The organism is Bradyrhizobium canariense (assembly GCF_019402665.1).
Taxonomy (GTDB): domain Bacteria; phylum Pseudomonadota; class Alphaproteobacteria; order Rhizobiales; family Xanthobacteraceae; genus Bradyrhizobium; species Bradyrhizobium canariense.
On sequence record NZ_VSST01000019.1, the window covers coordinates 250901 to 272544 of the forward strand.

The 21644-nt window shown below is 64.0% G+C and carries 16 protein-coding genes; 8 read left to right on the forward strand and 8 right to left on the reverse strand.

Features of this window, described 5'->3' with window-relative positions:
• Position 1 precedes the first annotated feature (1 nt).
• The 3 genes from FXB41_RS10405 to FXB41_RS10415 all read right to left on the reverse strand — a co-directional run bounded on the left by FXB41_RS10405 (position 2) and on the right by FXB41_RS10415 (position 5380).
• Positions 2-154, reverse strand: coding sequence for an aa3-type cytochrome c oxidase subunit IV (locus FXB41_RS10405; RefSeq protein ID WP_007596280.1), 153 nt, complete (start codon positions 152-154; stop codon positions 2-4).
• A 185-nt stretch (positions 155-339) separates the two neighbouring features.
• Positions 340-3231, reverse strand: a complete 2892-nt coding sequence (locus FXB41_RS10410) for a patatin-like phospholipase domain-containing protein (RefSeq protein ID WP_219681692.1) — start codon at positions 3229-3231, stop codon at positions 340-342.
• A 211-nt stretch (positions 3232-3442) separates the two neighbouring features.
• Entirely contained in the window at positions 3443-5380 is a 1938-nt protein-coding gene (locus tag FXB41_RS10415; protein WP_007596282.1) for a M3 family oligoendopeptidase, read from the reverse strand.
• A 127-nt stretch (positions 5381-5507) separates the two neighbouring features.
• Between FXB41_RS10415 and FXB41_RS10420 the strand changes: the two genes are divergently transcribed.
• The 3 genes from FXB41_RS10420 (at position 5508) to FXB41_RS10430 (ending at position 11452) form a co-directional block, all read left to right on the forward strand.
• On the forward strand, positions 5508-7001 hold the full coding sequence (locus tag FXB41_RS10420) for a sigma-54-dependent transcriptional regulator (protein ID WP_219681693.1): 1494 nt from the start codon (positions 5508-5510) through the stop codon (positions 6999-7001).
• 358 nt (positions 7002-7359) lie between these two features.
• Entirely contained in the window at positions 7360-9540 is a 2181-nt protein-coding gene (locus tag FXB41_RS10425) for a L,D-transpeptidase scaffold domain-containing protein (protein WP_219681694.1), read from the forward strand.
• 289 nt (positions 9541-9829) lie between these two features.
• A complete protein-coding gene (locus tag FXB41_RS10430) occupies positions 9830-11452 on the forward strand; it encodes a peptidoglycan L,D-endopeptidase MepK (RefSeq protein WP_311985818.1) in 1623 nt (540 codons plus the stop codon).
• Between the two features lie 171 nt (positions 11453-11623).
• Here FXB41_RS10430 and FXB41_RS10435 read toward each other — a convergent pair whose 3' ends face one another.
• Positions 11624-11896, reverse strand: coding sequence for a DUF2312 domain-containing protein (locus FXB41_RS10435; protein WP_007596286.1), 273 nt, complete (start codon positions 11894-11896; stop codon positions 11624-11626).
• 209 nt (positions 11897-12105) lie between these two features.
• Positions 12106-12408 carry a DUF1244 domain-containing protein gene (locus tag FXB41_RS10440; RefSeq protein WP_219681696.1) on the reverse strand — a complete coding sequence of 101 codons (303 nt, stop codon included), beginning with the start codon at positions 12406-12408 and terminating at the stop codon, positions 12106-12108.
• Positions 12409-12587: 179 nt separating this feature from the next.
• Here FXB41_RS10440 and FXB41_RS10445 point away from each other — a divergent pair, with 179 nt between their 5' ends.
• Positions 12588-13181 carry a DUF1036 domain-containing protein gene (locus FXB41_RS10445; protein WP_007596288.1) on the forward strand — a complete coding sequence of 198 codons (594 nt, stop codon included), beginning with the start codon at positions 12588-12590 and terminating at the stop codon, positions 13179-13181.
• Positions 13178-14614, forward strand: coding sequence for a pyruvate kinase (gene pyk / locus FXB41_RS10450; protein WP_007596289.1), 1437 nt, complete (start codon positions 13178-13180; stop codon positions 14612-14614). The genes FXB41_RS10445 and pyk overlap by 4 nt, the downstream gene beginning before the upstream one ends.
• 151 nt (positions 14615-14765) lie before the next feature.
• Here pyk and FXB41_RS10455 read toward each other — a convergent pair whose 3' ends face one another.
• The gene (locus FXB41_RS10455) at positions 14766-15446 is read right to left on the reverse strand and encodes a TetR/AcrR family transcriptional regulator (protein WP_007596290.1); all 681 of its coding nucleotides are present in this window, start codon (positions 15444-15446) and stop codon (positions 14766-14768) included.
• 270 nt (positions 15447-15716) lie between these two features.
• On the opposite strand from FXB41_RS10455, the gene FXB41_RS10460 reads away from it, so the two are divergent.
• Positions 15717-16700, forward strand: a complete 984-nt coding sequence (locus FXB41_RS10460; RefSeq protein ID WP_219681697.1) for a phosphatase PAP2 family protein — start codon at positions 15717-15719, stop codon at positions 16698-16700.
• A gap of 236 nt (positions 16701-16936) precedes the next feature.
• Here the strand turns inward: FXB41_RS10460 and FXB41_RS10465 are convergent, their stop codons facing one another.
• Positions 16937-17101, reverse strand: a complete 165-nt coding sequence (locus FXB41_RS10465) for a Flp family type IVb pilin (protein WP_007596297.1) — start codon at positions 17099-17101, stop codon at positions 16937-16939.
• 298 nt (positions 17102-17399) lie between these two features.
• On the opposite strand from FXB41_RS10465, the gene FXB41_RS10470 reads away from it, so the two are divergent.
• Positions 17400-18914 carry a hypothetical protein gene (locus tag FXB41_RS10470; RefSeq protein ID WP_219681698.1) on the forward strand — a complete coding sequence of 505 codons (1515 nt, stop codon included), beginning with the start codon at positions 17400-17402 and terminating at the stop codon, positions 18912-18914.
• Positions 18915-18976: 62 nt separating this feature from the next.
• Positions 18977-20161, forward strand: coding sequence for a glycosyltransferase family 87 protein (locus tag FXB41_RS10475; RefSeq protein ID WP_219681732.1), 1185 nt, complete (start codon positions 18977-18979; stop codon positions 20159-20161).
• A gap of 151 nt (positions 20162-20312) precedes the next feature.
• On the opposite strand, the gene FXB41_RS10480 is transcribed toward FXB41_RS10475, so the two are convergent.
• On the reverse strand, positions 20313-21527 hold the full coding sequence (locus FXB41_RS10480; protein WP_219681733.1) for an ABC transporter substrate-binding protein: 1215 nt from the start codon (positions 21525-21527) through the stop codon (positions 20313-20315).
• Between the last annotated feature and the right edge of the window lie 117 nt (positions 21528-21644).

The window sequence follows — 21644 nt, forward strand, 5'->3', positions numbered from 1 at the left end:
ATCAGGTCAGAAAGATCGCCATCAGGATCACGATAAGCGCGACCGAGACCGTGCCGTACTTCACCAGCTTGATGAAGCCCTCGTAGGTCTGCTCGTGGGCAACGTAGTCGTTGCCGTCGGCGGTGCTGTACGCCACTTCGCTATGGTCAGCCATGAATTGTCCCCAGTCGAAAGTCGAATTTCATGGCTGGGATACCGCAAACTTTCGGGCAGGGCAACGGCACGGAGGCGCGGTTTCCCGGCAAATCGGGTCATTTGGAATTCCGATTGGCGGAATCCCGCTCGGACCGGTGGTCCGCCCGTTGGGGGCGGTCTCCGGCGCCACGAGCCGAATGCCTCTCAGCGCAGACCGAGCGCACGGCGGACTGCGCCGATCGGCTCCACCTTGCTGTCGCAGAAGTTTCGCTTTGCGCAGCGTTCTCCCGGAACGTTCACGACGATCGCATCCGCGCCGGCATCCTCAGTGAGAAAACCGTGGGTCATGTGGAAACCCAGCGCGCGGTAGACCTCGAACTGCTCCTCCGAGAAGAACTGGTCACCGGTGGTTTCGTGCGGGAAGGTGTCGTTGCGGCGTGCATAGTCGCGGATGTAGTCGTTCTCGTCTCCGGTCAGGGACGATTTGATGTACACGAGGTGCCCCTTTTCCCCCGAGCCGTAGTCGATGGTGCCGACCGCCATGTGCGGTCCGCTCGCCGCGCGCCGGGCCGCGGCCGGGGATTTGGTGGCGTTGCACTTCATCCACTCGAGCGTCGTGTTGCGGATCGGCGTCCACGGCAGGTCGATGATGATCCCGAGATCAATGCGCGCATAGCGCTGCAGCGTCACCAAGGATGAGAAATTCATCGGCGCATCGGCTTCCGCGTCAACCGCGATGATCACCTTGCAGCGTCGTCGCAACAACTCGTAGACGCCGAGATTCTCGATGTGTCCGCCGTCCGTCAGGTAGACCGCATCGGCATTCTCGTAAAGCCGGCCCGAGATCTCAGACCATAGAAACAAAGGGGTCGAGTGGTGCTGCGGCTTGTCCTTTGTCGAGACCCAGCGCGGGTTCTTCAACCAGTACCCCAGGCGCACGTTGAGGAGCGCCAGGGTCGGGGTCAGTGAGCGGATCGAGCCCGAGCCCATGTTCGACGAAGCGGCGGCCCCGGAGATCGCCATCGCGGTCGCAAGATCGAGGCCCGGCGCGACCTTCTCGAAGGCCGGTGTATTCGCATAGCCGGTGGCCTCGCTGCCGACGTGCAGCGGCGAGAATATGAAGAAATCAGCGTTCCGTCCCCGCCGATTGGCGAAATCGGATCCTTGGATGTTCAGCGCGGCGTTGATGATGGGATATGGCGAGGCCAGGCTGCTTTTTTTCGATGTCGTGACCGTCATCGCTCCCGCTGGATCAGCGCCGTAGACCAACTGATGCAGCAAACCGCTCAGCTTCTCCTCGTCGAGCGGAAGGAAATCCCTCCCCTGGTCCAGGCTCGGCATGTTCCGCGACGGCTCCCCGTCGGCGTAATAGAGCGGATTGAACAAGAAGGCCTTGCTGAGGCGATCACGATAGAGCCGGTGCAACGAATTGGCATTCGGCCCGAGAACCCACGACAGGCCGAACAGGGCCGAGCCCGACAAGAAGTAGAGCAGCACCATCCGCCAGCTGACACTGTTGCCGAACTGGTACTTCGACCAAGTGAATGTGTTCGGGGACTGCAATGATGCAACAGAAAACAGCCATGCGGGGATGTGCGAGATCGGCCCCACCGGCTTGGAGGCGACGACCTTCGCTTCGCCATTGGTGATCTCGGCCGAGAGCTTGCGCGTCGCCGAGTCGAACTGGACATTTCCCTTGACGTCGACACCGGCCGCGGGCGGCACGGGTTGCACGCCAGCCGCTCCCCACTCCTCGATCATGGGATATTGGCGGTAGGCGGCGTCGAGCGTCTTGTCGTTCGCGATGCCCCAATAGCAAAGATAGAGATATCCGACCCAGATCAGTAAGGGCAGCGCCAGTCCCGCGACAAGCACGGCTGCTTTCGCCGCATGGGCGAGCAGGCGTGAGCCAAGGTCCGAGGCGCCGGCGCCCTTCAGCAGGTCGGCGAATTGCTGCCGGAACAGCGTGACGGCCGCCGCAACCGGCGCAGTGATGGCCGCAAGCGATTGGAGCCATTTGATTGCAACGCCCCCAATGATGCCGCCGGACTGAACCGTGTTGGCGTCGGCGACATCGAACATCTGGGCGATCATGAAGGGCTGGAATTCGAAGAAGCAGATGGCGGCAAGCAGAACGAGATAGGTCGCGCCGACAGTCGACGGATAGCCGCGGAATTCACCTCCCTTGGTCGATGAAATCGAGCGCAGCACGGCCCAGCCGAAGAAAAGCACGAGGCCGAGCAGGAGCGCTGCAAGCGAAAGGCCAAAGTGATCGACGTTCAGGCAGCTGGCGATCGCGCAGATGAGTCCCAGCGCAAACGCAAGACCGGCCAGGTAGCGAAAAAGCTCGCGCCGCCCGACTTTGAAAAGGCGCCCGACCAACAAAAGCAGCAAGGCGGCAACAAGGCCGCCAAGAAAGAAGGCAGGCATCAATCCCAGGCTGGAGAGGGGACCAAGATTGCTGGTGTCGTCGACGCTCAGCCCGAAGAAATTGGTCGTATAGAGTGATGAGCGTGCGGCGTTGGACAGGATCGTGATCACGGCAACGAGCAGTACGACCGGCAGCGTCAGGCTCAGATTGGCAACGAGCCCACGCACGACGATTGCGACGCCGGTGATCAGGTCGCGCGCGCCGGCCGGAACGAGGTAGTTCGAGTAGTTCCGGATATGCCCCACCGCAGGCGTGTCACTGATCTCATTGGCGCTCTCGGCTCCGGGTGTCGGCGTGCTTCCGAAGACGAAATTCTGCGCCCGCGTCATGGTCGCCGTGAACGAACAGCCGGTGTAACCGCCGCCGGATACGGTCGACAGATAGTCGATGTGCTTGATCAGCCCGTGGTGATTGAAAGCCTGCAAGACGCCGAGGCAGATTGCGGAGGATCGGATCCCCCCGCCTGACAGCGCAAGGCCGACCGTGTCGATCGCCTTTTCGTCGCCAGGGTATGCGACGGGATCCACGCCCTGGGCGCGGCGGCGGTTGTTGATGGCTGCGAGCTCGCGCTTGACGATCTTCCGGTGCTGCGTCCCCCACAGCTGCTGTTCCTCGACAGCCCGTGGCGGCTCCACCTTGGGGTCTGGGGCACTGATCCTGGCCATGTTCGCCTCCCTGGCCGAGCACACCACGCCGATCAACAATCATAGATTGCATTGCAGGTCGAACCCGCCTGCAAGAATTAGTCTGGCCCCAGGCACAAACGTTCAATGTGCAGGGCGGGAACCATACAACCCGCCCCGCCCCTCGTTGGAACAACGGGACATTCGGACGGCCGACCCAACCCGCTCGCTGCAGCGCCGAAGACGGCTCGCCTCAGCCCATCGCTTCCAGCTCGTCGATCATGCCGGCGATGACGCTCAGGCCCCCGTCCCAGAACTTCGGATCCTTGGCGTCTAGGCCGAACGGCCGCAACAGTTCGGAATAATGCTTGGTGCCGCCGGCGGCGAGCATGTCGAGATAGCGCTCGGCAAAGCCTTCGGCCGCGTTCTCGTAGACGGCGTAGAGCGAGTTCACCAGACAATCGCCGAACGCATAGGCGTAGACGTAGAACGGCGAATGGATGAAATGCGGGATGTACATCCAGTAGTTCTCGTAGCCCGCTTTGATCTCGATTGCCGGCCCGAGGCTCTCGCCCTGCACCGAGAGCCAGATCTCGCCGAGCCGCGTCGCGGTGAGCTCGCCGTTCTTGCGTTCGGTGTGGACCGCGCGCTCGAAGGAATAGAACGCGATCTGCCGCACCACGGTGTTGATCATGTCCTCGACCTTGCCGGCGAGCAGCGCCTGGCGCTGCTTTGCGCTCCTGGTCTGCGCCAGCAGCCGCCGGAAGGTCAGCATCTCGCCGAAGACGCTTGCCGTCTCCGCCAGCGTCAGCGGCGTCGGCGCCATCAACGCGCCGTTCCTGGCCGCCAGCACCTGATGCACGCCGTGGCCGAGCTCATGGGCGAGCGTCATCACGTCGCGCGGCTTGCCCTGGTAGTTCATCAGCACGTAGGGGTGCGCGGATGGCGTGGTCGGATGCGAGAAGGCACCCGGCGCCTTGCCCGGGCGCACCGGCGCATCGATCCAGCGGTCCGTGAAGAAGCGCTCGGCGATGTCGGACATCTTTGGCGAGAAGCCGCGATAGGCGGTGAGCACCATGCTTCGCGCGTCGCCCCAGCCGATGACGTCCGTCGCCGCAAAAGGCAGCGGCGCGTTGCGGTCCCAATAGGCCAGGCGCTTCCTGCCGAACCAGCGTGCCTTCAGCGCGTAGTAGCGATGCGACAATTTTGGATAGGCCGCACGCACCGAGGCGACCAGCGCATCCACCACCTCGCGCTCGACGCGGTTGTTCAGATGCCGGGAATCCGCGACGTCCTTGAAGCCGCGCCAGCTGTCGGAGATGTCCTTGTCCTTGGCCAGCGTGTTGGTGATCAGCGCAAAGGTGCGCTCATTGGCCTTGAAGGTCTTTGCGAGCGCCTCCGCCGCGGCCTTGCGCTTGGCGCCGTCGCGGTCCTGCAACAGATTGAGCGTCGGCTCGATCGCGAGCTCCTTGGATCCGACCTTGAAGCGCAGGCCCGAGATGGTCTGGTCGAACAGCCGGTTGAAGGCTGAATAGCCGGTCTGCGCCTTCTCCAGGAAGAGCTGCTCGAGCTTGTCGTCGAGCTGGTACGGCTTCTCCTTGCGCAGATCCTCGATCCAGGGACGGTAGTGCGCGAGCTCGGCGGCCTGCATCGCGCGGTTCAAAATATCGTCATCGATGCGATTGAGCTCGAGCGCGAAGAACAGCAGATGCGTCGATGCCGCCGTCAGGCGCTCGGAAACGTCGCCGTAAAACTTTGAAATCTTGGGGTCCACGCTGTCGCCGGCATGAACGAGGCCGGCATACGAGCCGAGCCGGCCGGCGAGGTCGTCGATCGCCTCATAGCGTCGGACGGCTTCAGCGAGCCATTTTCCGCCATCTTCCTTTGCTGTTCCTGTTGCGAGCTTGCCCTTGTAGTCCGTCTCGAACGCGACGCAATCGGCATCCATCTTTGCGAGATCGCGCGCCACTTCCGGCGCATCGATCCCGGAATAAAGGTCGGCGAGGTTCCACTCCGGAAGCTTGCCGGTCTTGCTCGCAGGCTTCGCGGATGAAGGCTTGGCAAGCGAAGGCTTGGCGGGTGCACGCTTGGAGGGTTTTGCCTTGGCTGCGGATGTCTTGGTGTTCGGCTTGCGAAGAGCGGGCTTGCTGATGGCGGACTTCTTAACTGCAGGCTTGGAGCGCGAATTCATTGTGTGGGAAACCTGTGTTCAACAATCGCAACGGCGGGCGGGGGCATCAGGGTTTAACAGTGCGTTAATCGGCTTCGGCCAGAGTGCCCCGATTCGAGACAGATAGTAGTAGCGTGCGGGGAACACCATGGCTGCCAGTATTTTGATCGCCGACGACGACGCTGTAGCCCGCCGGCTGGTCGAAAACATGGTGCAGAAATGCGGCTATGAGACGATCGTGGTGGACTCCGGCGATGCGGCGATCGCCGCCCTCACCGCCCCTGACGCGGCCATCGACGGCGTCATCCTCGATCTCGTGATGCCCGGCCTCGACGGCATGGGCGTCCTGGCGAAAATCCGCGAAGCGGGTCTCAGCATCCCCGTCATCGTGCAGACAGCCCATGGTGGCATCGACAATGTGATCTCGGCGATGCGCGCGGGCGCGGCCGATTTCGTGGTCAAGCCGGTTGGCCTGGAGCGGCTCCAGGTCTCTCTTCGCAACGCGCTCAATTCGTCCGCGCTCAAGGGCGAATTGCAGCGCATCCGTCATAGCCGCGAGGGCCGGCTGACCTTCTCCGACATCATCACCCGCGCCGAGGCGATGGCGGGCGTGATGCGCGCGGCGCAGAAAGCAACAAACTCCTCGATCCCCGTGCTGATCGAGGGAGAGTCCGGCGTCGGCAAGGAGATGTTCGCGCGCGCCATTCATGGCAGCGGCGAGCGCAAGGCAAAGCCGTTCGTCGCCGTCAACTGCGGCGCGATCCCCGACAACCTCGTCGAATCCATCCTGTTCGGTCACGAGAAGGGTGCCTTCACCGGCGCCACCGAACGCCACACCGGCAAGTTCGTCGAAGCCCATGGCGGCACGCTGTTTCTGGACGAGGTCAGCGAGCTGCCGCTGAGCGCGCAGGTCAAGCTGCTTCGCGCGCTCCAGGAAGGCGCGGTCGAGGCGGTCGGCGGCCGCAAACCCGTGAAGGTCGACGTCCGCATCATCTCGGCGACCAACCGCAGGCTGCTTGAGCGGGTCAAGCAGGGCCACTTCCGGGAAGACTTGTTCTATCGCCTGCACGTGCTGCCGCTGACGATCCCCTCGCTGCGCGCCCGGCGCGAGGACATTCCACATCTCCTCAGGCATTTCCTGGCCCGCTTTGCCGCGGAGGAGAACCGCCCCATCACCGGCATCAGCGGCGAGGCTGTTGCGCACCTCGCCCAGCTCGATTGGCCCGGCAACATCCGCCAGCTTGAAAACGCGGTCTACCGCGCCGTGGTGATGAGCGACGGCGATCAGCTTGGCCTTGATGACTTCCCCCTGATCGCCTCGCAGCCGCATCCGGGAACAGACATTCCGACCGCGCCGCTGATGCTGGAGCCGATCGCGGCCCCCTCCGTGGTATCGGGTAATGAAATACCGATCGCGCCGCTGCCCGTGGCGGGTGCGCTCTCCATGCTGACCGCGACCGGCGACGTCCGGCCGCTGGAGGAGATCGAGAACGAGATCATCCGTTTCGCGATCTCGCATTATCGCGGGCAGATGTCCGAGGTCGCCCGCCGCCTCAAAATCGGCCGGTCCACCCTCTACCGCAAACTCGATGAAGCCGGAGTTCCCGGCCATGGCGGCAAAAACGGTGAGGAGACGCACTGAGCCTGATGCGAACGAAGGTTCGTCCGGGCGCCGCGAGAGGACTGTAAGCCGTTCGCATGACGACGGAATTCGACTGCGACGTGAACCGTGACTCGACCGTGACTTGGAAGTGACAGACACAGGGAAAAGCGCGTGGCAGAAGCGCACAATCCGTTGCCAACCGGCTTGCTTGAAGTCAGTTTGTCGTGAGTTGTCCCGGGTAGCGCTGGCCGCGAAATCGGGGCCTGTATATCGTCTGCGTAGGAATCGTTGCGTGCAGGCGTGCAACTTTCGAGAGGCCGGCGCGGTTTAGCCGAAGCTCAATAGGCGATAACGAAGCTGTTCCACGGGGGACAGTTCACCCAAGGGGTGCGACACAATGCGTGACTGTTTGAACCACCGTGCGGGCTTCGACCGTGTCTTGATGACGGTCGCGGCAACCTTCCTCACGGTATCGGCCAGCTCGGCCCTGGCGCAGGATCAAGCGCGCAGCAGCGCTGCCGAGCTCGCGATCGAAGCCGCAATCCCGCGCCCCGAACCCGCAAACGTCCCGCCCCCGACCGCATCCGACATCAAGCTCGACACCACCGCCACGGTTCAGGACTCGGCAAAGGAGCCGGTCAAGGAACCCGTGAAGGCCGAAGCCGCTCCCGCGCCGGACAAGGTCGAGACCAAGCCTTCCGACGTCGCCACCACGCCCGCCGCCGAGGCGACGAAGAGCGAGACGGCGAAGACTGAGCCTGCCAAGTCCGAACCTGCCAAGGCCGACACGGCGACCCCAACGCCGGCCGCGCCCGCCACCGCTGCTGCTCCGGCCTCGGAGCCGGTGAAGGCCGCGAGCAACGTTCCCGCGGCCGACCAGCCGGTCGCCGACAAGCTCAAGGACATCATCGGCGCCAACGCTTCGCGCTATTTCGACCGTAAGAACGAACGCGCGGCGATCGAGAAGTTTTACGGCGCACGCGACTTCGCACCGGTCTGGACCCAGGCCGGCAACCTGACCACTGCGGCCAAGGGCGTGATCGCACGGCTGAAGGACGCGGCGTCCGACGGTCTCAATCCCGCCGATTACCCGCTGCCGGACTTCGCAGCCGCCACGACACCCGATGCGCTCGCCAATGCCGAGCTCAAGCTCACCGCCAGCATGTTCGACTATGCGCGTCAGGCCCAGAGCGGCCGCATGCACTGGTCGCAGGTCAGCGGCGACATCCTCTACCCCGAGCATCCGGTCGATCCGAACGAGGTGCTCGCCAAGGTCACGACCGCAGCGGACGCCTCCGCGGCGCTCGACAGCTACAATCCGCCGCAGAAGCTCTACAAGGAGCTGAAGGCGAAGCTCGCGGAGCTCCGCGGCCAGGGCAACGGCCCGGTGATCGAGATCGCCGATGGTCCAACGCTGAAATACACGCCGGCCGGCAAGAAGCAGGCTGAAATCGTCGTCGAAGATCCGCGCGTGCCGCAGCTGCGGGCCAAGCTTGGCATCGCCGAGAATGCCAACGATACTCGCTATGACGCGGCAGTCGCAGAAGCCGTGCGCAAATTCCAGAACAGCGCCGAGCTCAAGGCGACCGGCATCCTCGACGACAAGACGGTCAAGGCGATCAACACCCCGAAGCGCGACAAGCAGATCGACGTGGTGCTGGTGAACATGGAGCGCTGGCGCTGGCTGCCGCGCGACCTGGGCGTTCCCTCGCTGGGCGATGCCTACGTCATCCTCAACATTCCCGACTACACGCTGAAGGTGATGCAGCGCGGCCAGCAGGTCTGGACCACCCGCGTCGTCACCGGCAAGCCCGGCACACATGCGACCCCGCTGCTCACCGAGACGATGAAGTACATCACGGTCAATCCGACCTGGAACGTGCCGCCGTCGATCGTCTACAACGAATACCTGCCGGCGCTTCAGCAGGACCCGACCGTGCTCCAGCGCATGGGCCTCAAGCTCGAGCAGAACCGCGATGGTTCGGTCCACATCTCGCAGCCGCCCGGTGAAGCCAATGCGCTCGGCCGCATCCGCTTCAATTTCCCGAACAAGTTCCTGGTCTATCAGCACGACACGCCGGACAAGAACCTGTTCGCCCGGGACGAACGCGCCTTCAGCCACGGCTGCATGCGCGTGCAGAACCCGGATCAGTACGCCTCGGTCCTGCTCAACATCGCGATGCCGAACGAGAAGTACACGCCGGAGCGCGTGCGCAGCATGTACGGCAAGAGCGAGATCGACCTGAAATTCCCGACCCCGATCCCGGTCAACATCACCTATCAGACCGCATTCGTGGACGATGCCGGCAAGCTGCAATTCCGCAAGGACGTCTATGGCCGCGACGCGACCATGATCAACATCCTGAAGAACGGTCGCGGCAAGGATCTCGAGAACGTCGTCGCCCACTCCCAGCCGAGCTATTCACGCCCGGCAACGACATTGCCGAACGGCGTGCTGGCGGCCAACAATGGCGGCTCGTCCGGCCCGAATTTCTTCGAGCGGCTGTTCGGAGCGCCCACCCCACCGCCGGCACCGGTCGGCCGCCGGCCGCAGCAGCAGCGGGTGTTCACCCGCTGAGCCAAGCCCGCCCCAGGGCCTGATTTCCTGAAATTCTGCAATAAAATCAGCGGCCTCATCCTTTGGATGGGGTCGCTTAACGTTAACCATTCTCCCCCTGACCTCGGGCAGCGGGCGTTTTTTTGCCACACTCACCCGGTTAGGTTCGCGATCTGACTTGGTTTGGGGGCGGGAAGGTCAACCTCGAATTAACCTTCTCGCTTTAACAAAGCGTTCATCCTCTTTCGCGCGCTAACGGGGTTAGCGGGAGAGTCCATTTTGAACGCTCGTCGACTGGGTGGGCTCTAACGTGCTGACTGGAATCGCACGCCAATTCGCTGTGCTGTCGTTGTCCCATGCGGGAGTGAAGGCCGGTTCCAGGATCGGCCTCGCTGCCGTATTGCTGCTTGCTGCCGCGGGTTCAGTTCATGACGCCGCCGCGCTCAACGAGACCAAGACGCTCTCCTTCCACCACACCCATTCCGGCGAAGACCTCACCGTCACCTTCAAGCGTGACGGACGCTACGACGAAACGGCGCTGAAGCAGCTCAACCACTTCCTGCGCGACTGGCGTACCCAGGACGAGACGGTCATGGACCGTCACCTGTTCGACATCCTCTGGGAAGTCTATCGCGACGTCGATGCCAAGCAGCCGATCCAGATCATCTCCTCCTACCGCTCGCCCGCCACCAACGCCATGCTCCGCCGCCGCTCCGCCGGCGTGGCGCGCTTCAGCCAGCACATGCTGGGGCATGCGATGGACTTCTACATCCCGAACGTGCCGCTGGAGCAGATCCGCTTCGCCGGCCTGCGCCTCCAGCGCGGCGGCGTCGGCTTCTACCCGACCTCAGGCTCGCCCTTCGTGCATCTGGACACCGGCAGCATCCGGCACTGGCCGCGCATGACGCATGACCAGCTCGCCAGGGTCTTCCCGGACGGACGCACCGTCCATGTTCCGACCGACGGCACGCCGCTGAAGGGCTATGAGCTTGCCAAGGCCGAGATCGAGCGGCGCGGCAGCGGCGAGGATTCAGGCAGCAAGTCGAATTTCTTTGCCGCCCTGTTCAAGGGCAAGCCGGCTCCGGCCGCCACAAGCAACGACGAGGATGACGAGAGCGCGCCCGCTCCGGCCGCGAAGCCTGTCGCGCCGACCGTGGTCGCCGCCGCGACCAAGCCGGCCGATCCGGTGCCGACGCCGCGCGCCAAGCCGTCAGTCGCGGCGACCATTCAGCTCGCCTCGGCCGATGCGCAGATCGTCGCGCTACCCAAGTCGAAGCCGGCGCCCGTGGCTGACAAGCCGGCCGCCGGCAAATCTGCTGACGCCAAGCCCGAGACGCCCGCCGACATCATCAATGCCCGCGGCTTCTGGGACGCCCCGGCCACGCCGCAGCAGGCGACGCCGGCCCAAATTGCCGCGCTGAAGGCACGCCAGGCGCTTGCCGCCGCCACCGATCCGCAGCCGACCGCGAGCGTGTCCAGCGCCGCCTATCAGGCGCTGGCCTACGCGCCGGCGTCCGCCTCCCCGGTCGACCGCGCCAATGTCGTCGCCGCCTCTGCGCCGATCCCGCGCTCCGCCCGTCCCGCCGCCGCGTCGCGCAACCTTGCGCCCGCGACCGAGATCAACACGGTGGTCGGCAAGCGCGTCGACGGCATGGTCGCAACCGCGACCCGGCTCTCCGCAGCCAAGGGTGAAAGCATCTGGCTCAAGATCGTGATGCTGTCGCCGAGCGCCAGCCGCGCGATGTCGGTCACGCTAATGGGCGAGCTCGACACGGCCGCAATGCGCGCCTACTTCGTCAAGCCGCAATCCGTGGTCGCCATGGGCTTTGCCGACGATCCGATGCAGGGCCTGTCCTGCGACAGTTTCTCGGGCACCGCCACCGCCAAGCTCGAGACAACGTCCTTCGTCATGCGGACGGCTTCGCTGCGCTGAGGCTGATAAGCCGCGCCGTTACCAAAATCTCTGTCGTCGTCCTGGCGAAAGCCAGGATCCGTACCGCGTGATCCATCTGGCTCACGCGGTACGGATACCAAGCGACGAATTTTCGCCAAACTGCTCCCTGGGATAATGGGTCCTGGCCTTCGCCAGGACACGACACCGGGCTCAGATCATCCCCAGCGCTTGCATGTAGGTCTCGAGGATCGTCTCGGCCTCGGCGCGCTCGTTCGGGTCCTGCTTGCGCATGCGCACGATGGTGCGCAGTGCCTTGACGTCGTAGCCGTTGCCCTTGGCCTCGGCGAAGACGTCGCGGATGTCGTCGGAGATCGCCTTCTTCTCTTCCTCCAGCCGCTCGATGCGCTCGATGATGGACTTGAGCTGGTCCTTGGCAAATTTCGTCGCGGGCTCGTCGTCGCGGACGGCGGCGGAGGTGGCCATCTTGGTACTCCCAATGGAACTGGCAAAACGAGGTGACGCCGGCATCCTCACCGCGCGTGCTGGTTAGACCCTTAGGGTTCGGACCTCTCGCGTTCAAGGCAGCATCGCGCTCGTCCACAGCGCGCCCACACCTTCCTTCGGCGCGTCGAAGAAAGCTGTTGTGTGATGCGACTCAAGGGCAGTGCATATCGGGCTGCCGGCGAGACCGTTCAGTGCCCGGGATGAACCTTCTTCATGGAATCGAGCTGCTCAGGCGTGGCGGCGCCCTGGTATTTCGACTTCCAGGCCTCGTAGGGCATGCCATAGACGGCTTCCCGGCTCTCGTCCTTGCTCAAGGCGACGCCTTGGGCGTCGGCGGCGTCCTTAAGCCAGTTCGACAGGCAGTTGCGGCAGAAGCCTGCGAGGTTCATCAGGTCGATATTCTGGACGTCTGTCCGCGTCTTCAAATGATCGACCAGGCGCCGGAAAGCGGCAGCCTCGAGTTCCGTTCTGGTTTTGTCGTCGATTGCCATGGCTGGATCCCTCGGCTTTGCGAAATTGGCTGTGACCTGGATGGGTCACCCTTACGAGATCAGGTGGGGCCTGTCACAGATTTTGCCATATCGCGGCGCAAACGGGCGCGAAGCCGGCTTCGGGGCAGTTCCCGGGCCCTACGCCAAATCGTCAATGATCTGATATAGCTTCCGCGACAATGATCGCCGAATCTCCCCGCTCCCCCTTTCGCCTGCTCGCCCGGTTGGTCCCGGTGCTGGTGGTCGGCCTGCTGTGCCTCTGGGCCAGCCCGGCCTCCGCCGATTTCCGGCTTTGCAACAACACATCGAGCCGGGTCGGCATCGCGCTCGGCTACAAGGATGCCGAGGGCTGGACCACCGAAGGCTGGTGGAACATCTCGTCCCGTTCCTGCGAGACCCTGCTGCGGGGAACCTTGGTGGCCCGCTTCTATTACATCTACGCCATCGACTATGACCGCGGCGGCGAATGGTCGGGCCAGGCCTTCATGTGCTCGCGCGACAAGGAGTTCACCATCCGCGGCACCGAGGATTGCCTTGCACGGGGCTATGACCGCACCGGCTATTTCGAGGTCGATACCGGCGAGCAGCGGGCCTGGACGGTGCAGCTCACCGATGCCAACGAGCAGCCGTCAAAACAGCAGCGCGTGCCGGGAATGCCCGGCCCGGTTGGCCCGGGGGTTCCCGGTTTGCCCAATGGCCCCCCCGGTGGTACGCCCCCCGCCGCGCCTGGCCTCCCGCCCGCTCCCTCGCCCCCGTCTGGAAATAAGCCATGAGGCGTCTTCGCCGTATCAAGATTCTCGCGACGCTTGGACCCGCCTCTTCGGACCTTGCGATGATCCGCCGCCTGTTCGAGGCCGGCGCCGACCTGTTCCGCATCAACATGAGCCACACCCCGCATGACAAGATGCGGGAGCTGGTGGCGACGATCCGCAACGTCGAGAGCAGCTACGGCAGACCGATCGGCATTCTGGTCGATCTCCAGGGACCAAAGCTCCGGCTCGGTGCCTTCGCCGAAGGCGCGGTCCAACTCCAGAACGGCCAGACCTTCACGCTCGATTCGGACAAGGCACCCGGTGACACAACCCGCGTCCAACTCCCGCATCCGGAGATCCTGGCCGCGCTGCGTCCGGGCCATTCGCTGCTGCTCGACGACGGCAAGGTGCGCCTGATCGCCGAGGAGACCTCGAAAGACCACGCGGTGACGCGCGTCGTGGTCGGCGGCCGGATGTCCGACCGCAAGGGCGTCAGCCTGCCGGACACCGACCTGCCGGTCTCGGCAATGACGCCGAAGGACCGCGCCGACCTCGAAGCGGCGCTGGTCACCGGCGTCGACTGGATCGCGCTGTCCTTCGTGCAGCGCGCGGATGACGTGCTCGAGGCCAAGAAGATGATCCGCGGCCGCGCCGCGGTGATGGCCAAGATCGAGAAGCCGCAGGCGATCGATCGCCTCGCCGACATCATCGACGCCTCCGACGCCCTGATGGTGGCGCGCGGCGACCTCGGCGTCGAGCTGCCGCTGGAACGCGTGCCGAGCCTGCAGAAGCAGATGACGCGCATGGCGCGGCGCGCCGGCAAGCCGGTGGTGATCGCGACCCAGATGCTGGAATCGATGATCCAGTCGCCGGTGCCGACCCGTGCCGAGGTCTCCGACGTCGCCACCGCCGTCTACGAAGGCGCCGACGCCATCATGCTGTCGGCGGAATCGGCGGCCGGCAAATTCCCGGTCGAGGCCGTCTCGACCATGAACCGCATCGGCGAGGAGGTCGAGCGCGACCCGATCTATCGCTCCGTCATCACCGCACAGCGCCCCGCGCCGGAAGCCACCGCCGGCGATGCCATCGCGGACGCCGCGCGGCAGATCGCCGAGACGCTCGACCTGCCGGCCCTGATCTGCTGGACCAGCTCGGGATCGACCGCCGTGCGCGTGGCGCGCGAGCGGCCGAAGCCGCCGATCGTGGCGATCACGCCGAACGTCGCTGCGGGACGCCGGCTGTCGGTGGTCTGGGGTGTGCATTGCGTGGTGGCAGAAGATGCGCGCGACCAGGACGACATGGTGAGCCGCGCCGGCCAGATCGCGTTCCGCGATGGCTTCGTCCGGGCCGGCCAACGCGTGATCATCGTCGCCGGCGTGCCGCTCGGCATCCCCGGCACCACCAACATGGTGCGCATCGCCTCGGTCGGCCCCGAGGGCGAAGCGAATATCTAGGTTCGCCAGCACGCGGCAAACAAAAAATGTCGAAAACAACCCCATGCACAGTAGCAGGCTGGTCCGGCGAATGTGCTGGGGTTTTTCGCAAAGGCGAATTCGGGCAATGGCCTGGGCGCGATCGGGTCCCTCGGTCGATCAGGCGGACGTTTTAGGCCCCAACCAGCGCTTTCGCGGTCGGCAGCAGCGTCTGCTGCACAACGAGACCCCTGGCGCGGGCGTCCATGACGCCGACCGCGCGGAGCGCCAGCAACGTCACGGTCTGCACGGCATCGCGCATCCTGGCGGGATCTTCGAGATTATCCGGCGCAAGCGGTCCGACCAGGGCTTCGTGCAAGGCGCCGAGCAGCGCGGTGGCGGCGAGCGCGGTGTCCTGCGCCGGCAGGTGGCCGGCGCGCACGGCGGCGTCGATGCGCGAGGCCATCTCACCCGCGATCTCGCGCCGGCTGGCGAGGCGTGAAGCGCTGACATCGACATCGACCGGCTCGGCCAGGATGCCCCAGGCGAGCCTGCGCTGCGACAGGGTATGGACCGCTACGGTGGTCACCGCGGCCGCCAGCGCCGAGGACGGCCCCGGCGCCGCATCGGCGGCTCGCCGGATCGCCGTGAGCTCGTCGCGGGAGACTTCGGCGATCAATTCGGAGATCAAATCGGCCTTGGAGGGGAAGTAGCGGTAGACCGTACCCGCAGCGACGCTGGCGCGAACCGCGACCGGCGCAATCTGCACCGCCGCCATCCCGCCTTCCGCCGCCGCCTCCCGCGCCGCCGCCAGTATCGCACTGCGCCGGGCCGCAAGGCGCTTCACCACTTGATGCGTCCGCCGATAAACCATGGCGCGCTTCCTGTCCCACACGCCGGCCGCACGCCCTGCGGCCGAACGCTTCGTCACCGATGTCGCAAATCGCCCCGCAAGGACTGAACAACTATTCAGAGTGGATGACAAGGTGCAAATGCATGAAGCGTCACGCCAAAAAAAAGCGCGAGCTCAAACAGCTAAAAACCTCGCGAACTGCTTTGGTGAAGGGGTAACCACGATCGTTACCGCCATCTTAAACCTGCTCCGCGACTGTGCTGCGGTATTGCGATCCCACCTCGGTGCAGCATGGTCGACACGGACGCCCGGACCGCCTGGCAGCTCTTCCACCTGAACTGGCTTCCCATCGCAGCCATGGGCAGCCTGCTGGCGCTGGGCCTCCCCTTCACTGGCCTGAGCCTCGAACCGGTCGCCTACGGCGTGACGCTGGCAGTCGCTGCACTCCTGCTCGCGCTGGCCTATGGCCACCGCATCCTCAAAGGCGAGCTTGCCGACCCGAAGTTGCTGTTTTCGCTCGGAACGATCGGACAGATCATTCTCACTTGCGCCATCGTCGGACCGCTCAGCTATGTCGCGGCCAAGCTGAACTGGCCACTGCAGGACCAAGCACTGCTTGCGATCGACCGTGCACTCGGCCTCGATCCCGAACCGATCGCGCGATACGTCAACGACCATCCCTGGCTCGCGGACAGCCTGGCTCGCGGATACGGGCTGATCAAATTGCCGCTGCTCGGCATTCCCGTCGTGCTGGCACTGACGGCGCGCTATATGCGGCTGCAATTGTTCATGCTCGCGATGAGCCTCGCGCTCGCGGTCACCATCGCGATCTCCGCCATCGTGCCCGCGATCGGCACCTATTGGGGGCTGCAGCTGTCCGCCGCGCATTTTCCCGAAATCAACACCGCGGTCTATGCCGGGCAGTTGCGCGACATCCTCGCGCTTCGCGACGGTAGCCTGCACGAGCTCCGGTTGTTCTTTCTCGCCGGCATCGTCTCGTTTCCGAGCTTCCACGCCGCATCCGCCGTGCTCTACATGTGGGCGCTGTGGCCGGTGCGCGGCCTCGGCGGCATCGCGGCCGCGCTGAATCTGCTGATGATCGCGGCGACACCAGTGATCGGCGCGCACTACATCATCGACGTCGCCGGCGGAATCGCAGTCGCCGCAGCGTCGATCTGGGCGGCGAAATTCTATCTCGAATGGCACGGCCGCGCGCGGCAAACGTCTGCCGCGCCTGCGCCGTCGGCGGTCTGGCAGCCCGGCCTCGCGGAATGACGGGCGGCAAGTTACCTAGGGGGCCGCGCGTAGCGCTGTGCCCATCAGCAACTTTCAATGTTCGATGTTCTCGACAGCGGGAACGTTTCCGCCTGCGCTCTTGGAGCTGAGGCGGACGTTTTGCTGTCCTACAAGCTTGCTACAGCTTCACGATGTCCCAGATCCGGAAATCGTCGACCAAAAGAAAAAGAGCCCCGTCAACGACGGAGCTCTCTCAGTTCGCGATGAGTCCAGCCTTACTTGAGGCTGCTCGAGATCGAGGTGAACTTGGCGTTCAATGTGGTGCCCAGGCTGTTGATGACAGTGATGATCGCCAGCGCGATGCCGGCGGCGATCAGACCGTATTCAATGGCGGTGGCGCCGGATTCATCTTTCGCGAAACGCGCAACGAGGTTCTTCATAAAGAGCTCCAAATGAGTACACGAGGCTACAACTGATCTGGTCTTTTTGGCTTCCCAGCGCCGCTTGACCATGGAACCAAACGTAGTGGCAAAGAATTGCGCCGCAGTTAATTCGACTGCGGAAACACAGAGCGGTTTGCGTGTATTCGCCGATGGTAAACCGAAATCTAAAACGATCCGTTAAATTGTCGAGACATCAAGCCGGCCCGGCACCGCCGGTTTACCCGGAATTATGACCGCCATGGTCCAATGTCGATCGCTCGGCACAACGACAAAAACACCAGGACGACGAGGCGGCATGTCCCTTTCCTTTGCCAACAGCATCACGGTGCAGAGTCGTGCGCGAGCGCTGGTGCCGCTATGCGTCGGTGCGGGCGCCTATCTCTTCTTCCTGTATGTCGGCGACACGCTGCTTCAGGACTCCGACTCGCTCTGGCAGATCAAGATCGGGCAATGGATCCTCGATCACCACGCGCTTCCCTACACCGACTTCTATTCCTTCACGCGGCCGGGGGCGCCCTGGGTTTCGACTTCGTGGTTGTCGCAGGTGCTGTTCGCTCTCTCCTACGCGCAATGGGATTGGGCCGGCCCGGTGATCCTCACCGCACTTGCTGTCGCATTGTCGGCGGCGATCCTGGTCGGTCTGCTCGAGGCCCATCTGGAAATTCCGCGCGCGGTCCTGTTCGCGATGTTCGCGCTGTTGCTATCGCTGCACCATATTCTGGCGCGGCCGCACATGCTGGCGCTGCCCGTGATGATCGCGTGGGTCGGCGTGTTGATGGCCGCAGCCGACCGCAAGGGCGCCCCGTCATGGTACTGGCTGCCGCTGATGTCGCTGTGGTCGAACCTGCATGGCGGCTTCGTGCTGGGCCTGGCGCTGATCGGCCCGATGTCGTTTGTGGCGCTCTGGGGCATGGAGTCCAGCAAGCAGGTCCGGCTGCTGTCGCGCTGGTTCCTGTTCGGTGTTGCGGCACTCGCCGCAAGCTGCGTCACGCCCTATGGCTGGCGCACATTGCTCGGCGCGATCAACATCCTCAATCTCGGCGAGTTGCTGACGGTCATCTCCGAATGGTCGCCCGCGAGCTTCGCATCCTTCAACGCATTCGAAGGCGCGCTGTTCGGCCTGATTGCGATCGGGCTGTATCGCGGCCTGACGCTCTCGCCGCCGCGTATTCTTCTGATCCTGCTTCTGACCTGGATGGCGCTCACCCACGTCAGGAGCATCGAGGCCTTTGCCTTCCTGGTACCGCTGGTGCTGGCCAAGCCCCTCGGCGAACGGACTGCGCTGCTACAGCCTGGCACGCAGGGCGGCGAGAGTTGGGCCGCCCGCTACGTCACCGCAACCGGTGCGCTGATGATCGTGACCGCCGGCTGGACCTCGACCTCACTTTACATGGCGCATCACCGCTTCACCTTCACGATGGATCAGACACCGGTCGCTGCCGTCGATCTGCTCGAGGAACGCCAGGCGCAGCGCATCTTCAACGCCTACCAGTTCGGCGGCTATCTGATCTCGCGCGACATCCCTGTCTTCATCGACGGCCGCGCCGAGCTCTACGGCGAAACCTTCGCCATGGACGTCTTCAAGGCCGTGGAGCTCAAGAAGCTCGACACCCTGACGCGGCTCCTCGACGCGTACAAGATCGACGCCACGCTCATGGTCGCGGACGCGCCGGCCGCCCAGGTGCTGGACCACATCAAGGGCTGGAAGCGGCTCTACGCCGACAACATCGCCGTGATCCACGTGCGAACCGGCGGCACAGAGGCCGGCGCGACGCCGGAAGCGGAGTCCTCGAGGGAAGCCGTCAAGTGAGCGCGTCCGCTCAACAGCAGATATCCGGTCCATCGCGCCGCTGGATCGGAATTCCCCTCGTGATGTTGCCAGCGTTTTCGATCGCAACGCTCTTCGGCTGGGGCGTCCTGATCTCCACCTTCACCCATCCCGGCTGGATCGGGCTGAACCACGTCGCTCCCGGCACGGACTGGATGGTGTTTTACGGCGCCATCAGATCGTTGCTCGCCGGCAATCTTGCGCTGGTCATCGATGGTGACGCGTTCACGGCCTATCTCAACCAGTCGTTCGCATCATGGCTCTCGGTCCCTCTGGAGTTCCGTCCATGGTTCTATCCGCCCGGCTTCCTCGTTCTGCTGCTGCCATTCGCGCCGCTTGGCTTCATCGGCTCCTATGTCGCATTCCAGGCCGCGACCGCAGGCTTCCTGGGCTGGGCGCTTCGCAACCGGGCCGATCAGCCGCAACTGACGCCCTACATCATCGCGGCCGTGCTGGTCTCGCCATCGGCATCTCTCAACCTGGCCGATGGACAATGCGCTTTTCTCGTTGCCGCGCTGCTGGTCACGGGCATCAGGCTGCTCGGACCGCGACCGCTCCTGGCCGGGGCAATTCTCGGGCTGCTGAGTTTCAAGCCGCAATTCTTTCTGCTCGTCCCGCTCGCGCTGGTGGGGTCGCGCCGTTATGGCAGCCTGTGCGCTGCTGCATGCTCGGCATTCGCATTGGCGGCTGCAAGTGCCGTGATTTTTGGCGTCGAATTGTGGCTTTGGTGGATACCGCAGGCATACAACAATCTGATCAACCCCGACGCGAAATGGCTCGCCTATGGCCGCATCTGGGGTCACAGCGTGTGGGCCTGCGCAATGCTGCTGGGCCTGCCGGAGCGGCTGGCCTCCATCCTTCAGCTGGCCGCGATCCTTTCGAGCGCGGCGGCGACGTTCGCGGCCTTTCGCTCCTCGCTCAGCACCAACAACAAGCTGATCGTACTGCTTGCGGCAACCGTGCTGGCGGCCCCGCATTCGGGCCCTTATGACGCGACGCTGCTGACGGTCGCCGTCGTGCTGTGGCTTGCCGCATCGATCGATGCTCCACGCTTTCGCGACTGGCTGATCGGGCTCGGCATCTGGATGGTGCCGTTGCTCAGCCCGGCGGTGTATATTCCGGCGGGACGACTATCGCCGCTCCTCATCGTCGCTCTCATTGGCGTCGTCTTCGGCGCGTTGCGCGGTCCGGCAGGGTCTGGCGAGCCGGCAATGTCGCCGCATTCCTGAATCCAATCTGCGGCTGGCGATGGGGACGCCGAAGTGATGAGTAGCGGACAGGATATGCATTCGCGGGCAGATCGGACTTATCGGTAGGGAGAGATGATCCCCGTTCTGGACTCGCATCGGCCCGATCAAAAAGCCGATCCCTCATCAATCATCAATTGCCCGTCTGCAGTTCGCCGAATCTATCCCAGCTCTTGCCGTTGAAGCGCACGAACTGCATCTGGTCGACCGGGACATGGTCGGTCGTGCCGGTGTTGACCTTGATGCCGGGCAGCAGCATCGGCAATTCGAGATCGCGAATTGCAAAAGCCTGCTTGAGGATGTTCTCGGTCGACAGATCATTGCCGCAGGCTTTCAGCACAGCCTCCAGCGCCATCGCACTGTTGTAGGCGTTGACATAATTGGTGTCGTGCTGGTCGGCCTCCGGCAAATATTTGGTCATGAACTCGCGCCAGCCCCTGACGCCGGAATCGTCCTTCCAGGCGGGATCGTCGGGGTCCTTCACGTAAGCGGTGGAGAGGATGCCGGTGCCGGCTTCCAGTCCCGCAGGCTCCATCACCGTCGAAACCCACACCGCAACGTTTGACAGGAACGTCATGGGTCGCCAGCCGATCTCGAAGGATTTGCGGATCGCTTGCGCCGCGAATTTCGGCGTCGCCGCGATCACGAATACATCGGCGCCCGAGGCCTTGAGCTTCACGATCTGGGAATCGATGGTCGGGTCCTGGATCTCGTAGGTCGCGCCGGTGACCACTGTATCGTATTTCTCGCCGAGCACGTCCTTCAGCCCGGCGAGATAATCGCGGCCGTAATCGTCGTTCTGCGAGATAACGGCGAACTTCGCGTTCGGATTCTTCGCCAGCGCGTAACGCGCATAGAGCCGCGCTTCGTAGCGGAACGGCGCCTGCACGCCCATCGTTGCCTGCGGATATTGTGCGACGTCGGCGAATTTCGAGGCGCCGGAGCCGATGAAGAGCTGCGGCACGTTCTTGGACTGGAGGTATTTCGCGATCGCCGTGTTGTGGGCGGTACCGATCGAGGAGAAGATCAGCGCGACCTCGTCGCTCTCCACCAGCCTGCGGGTCTGCTCGACTGATTTCGGCGGCGCATAGCTGTCGTCGAACGAGATCAGATTGACCTTGCGGCCGTTGATGCCGCCCTTCTCGTTCAGCATCTTGAAATAGCCGACCTCGCCCTTGCCGAGCGCCCCGAAGGCCGACACCGGCCCGCTGTAGGGCATGGTCTGGCCGATCTTGATCTCGGTCGCGGTGACGCCGCGCATTTCGGCGGCGGCGGATGGAGCGGACGGGAATGAGACTATCAGGAACGAAACGGCGCCAAGCGCGCCCAATGTCCTCGCAAAGCGCATCGGCTTGCCCTCCCCTTTGTCTCCGCGGTCGAGCCGCGCCTTAATTGGGAAGAGCATGCCACGACTTCACCGCAGACTCCAATCGCGATGAGTCGCGGGGTCGGAGAGCGAGTAAAG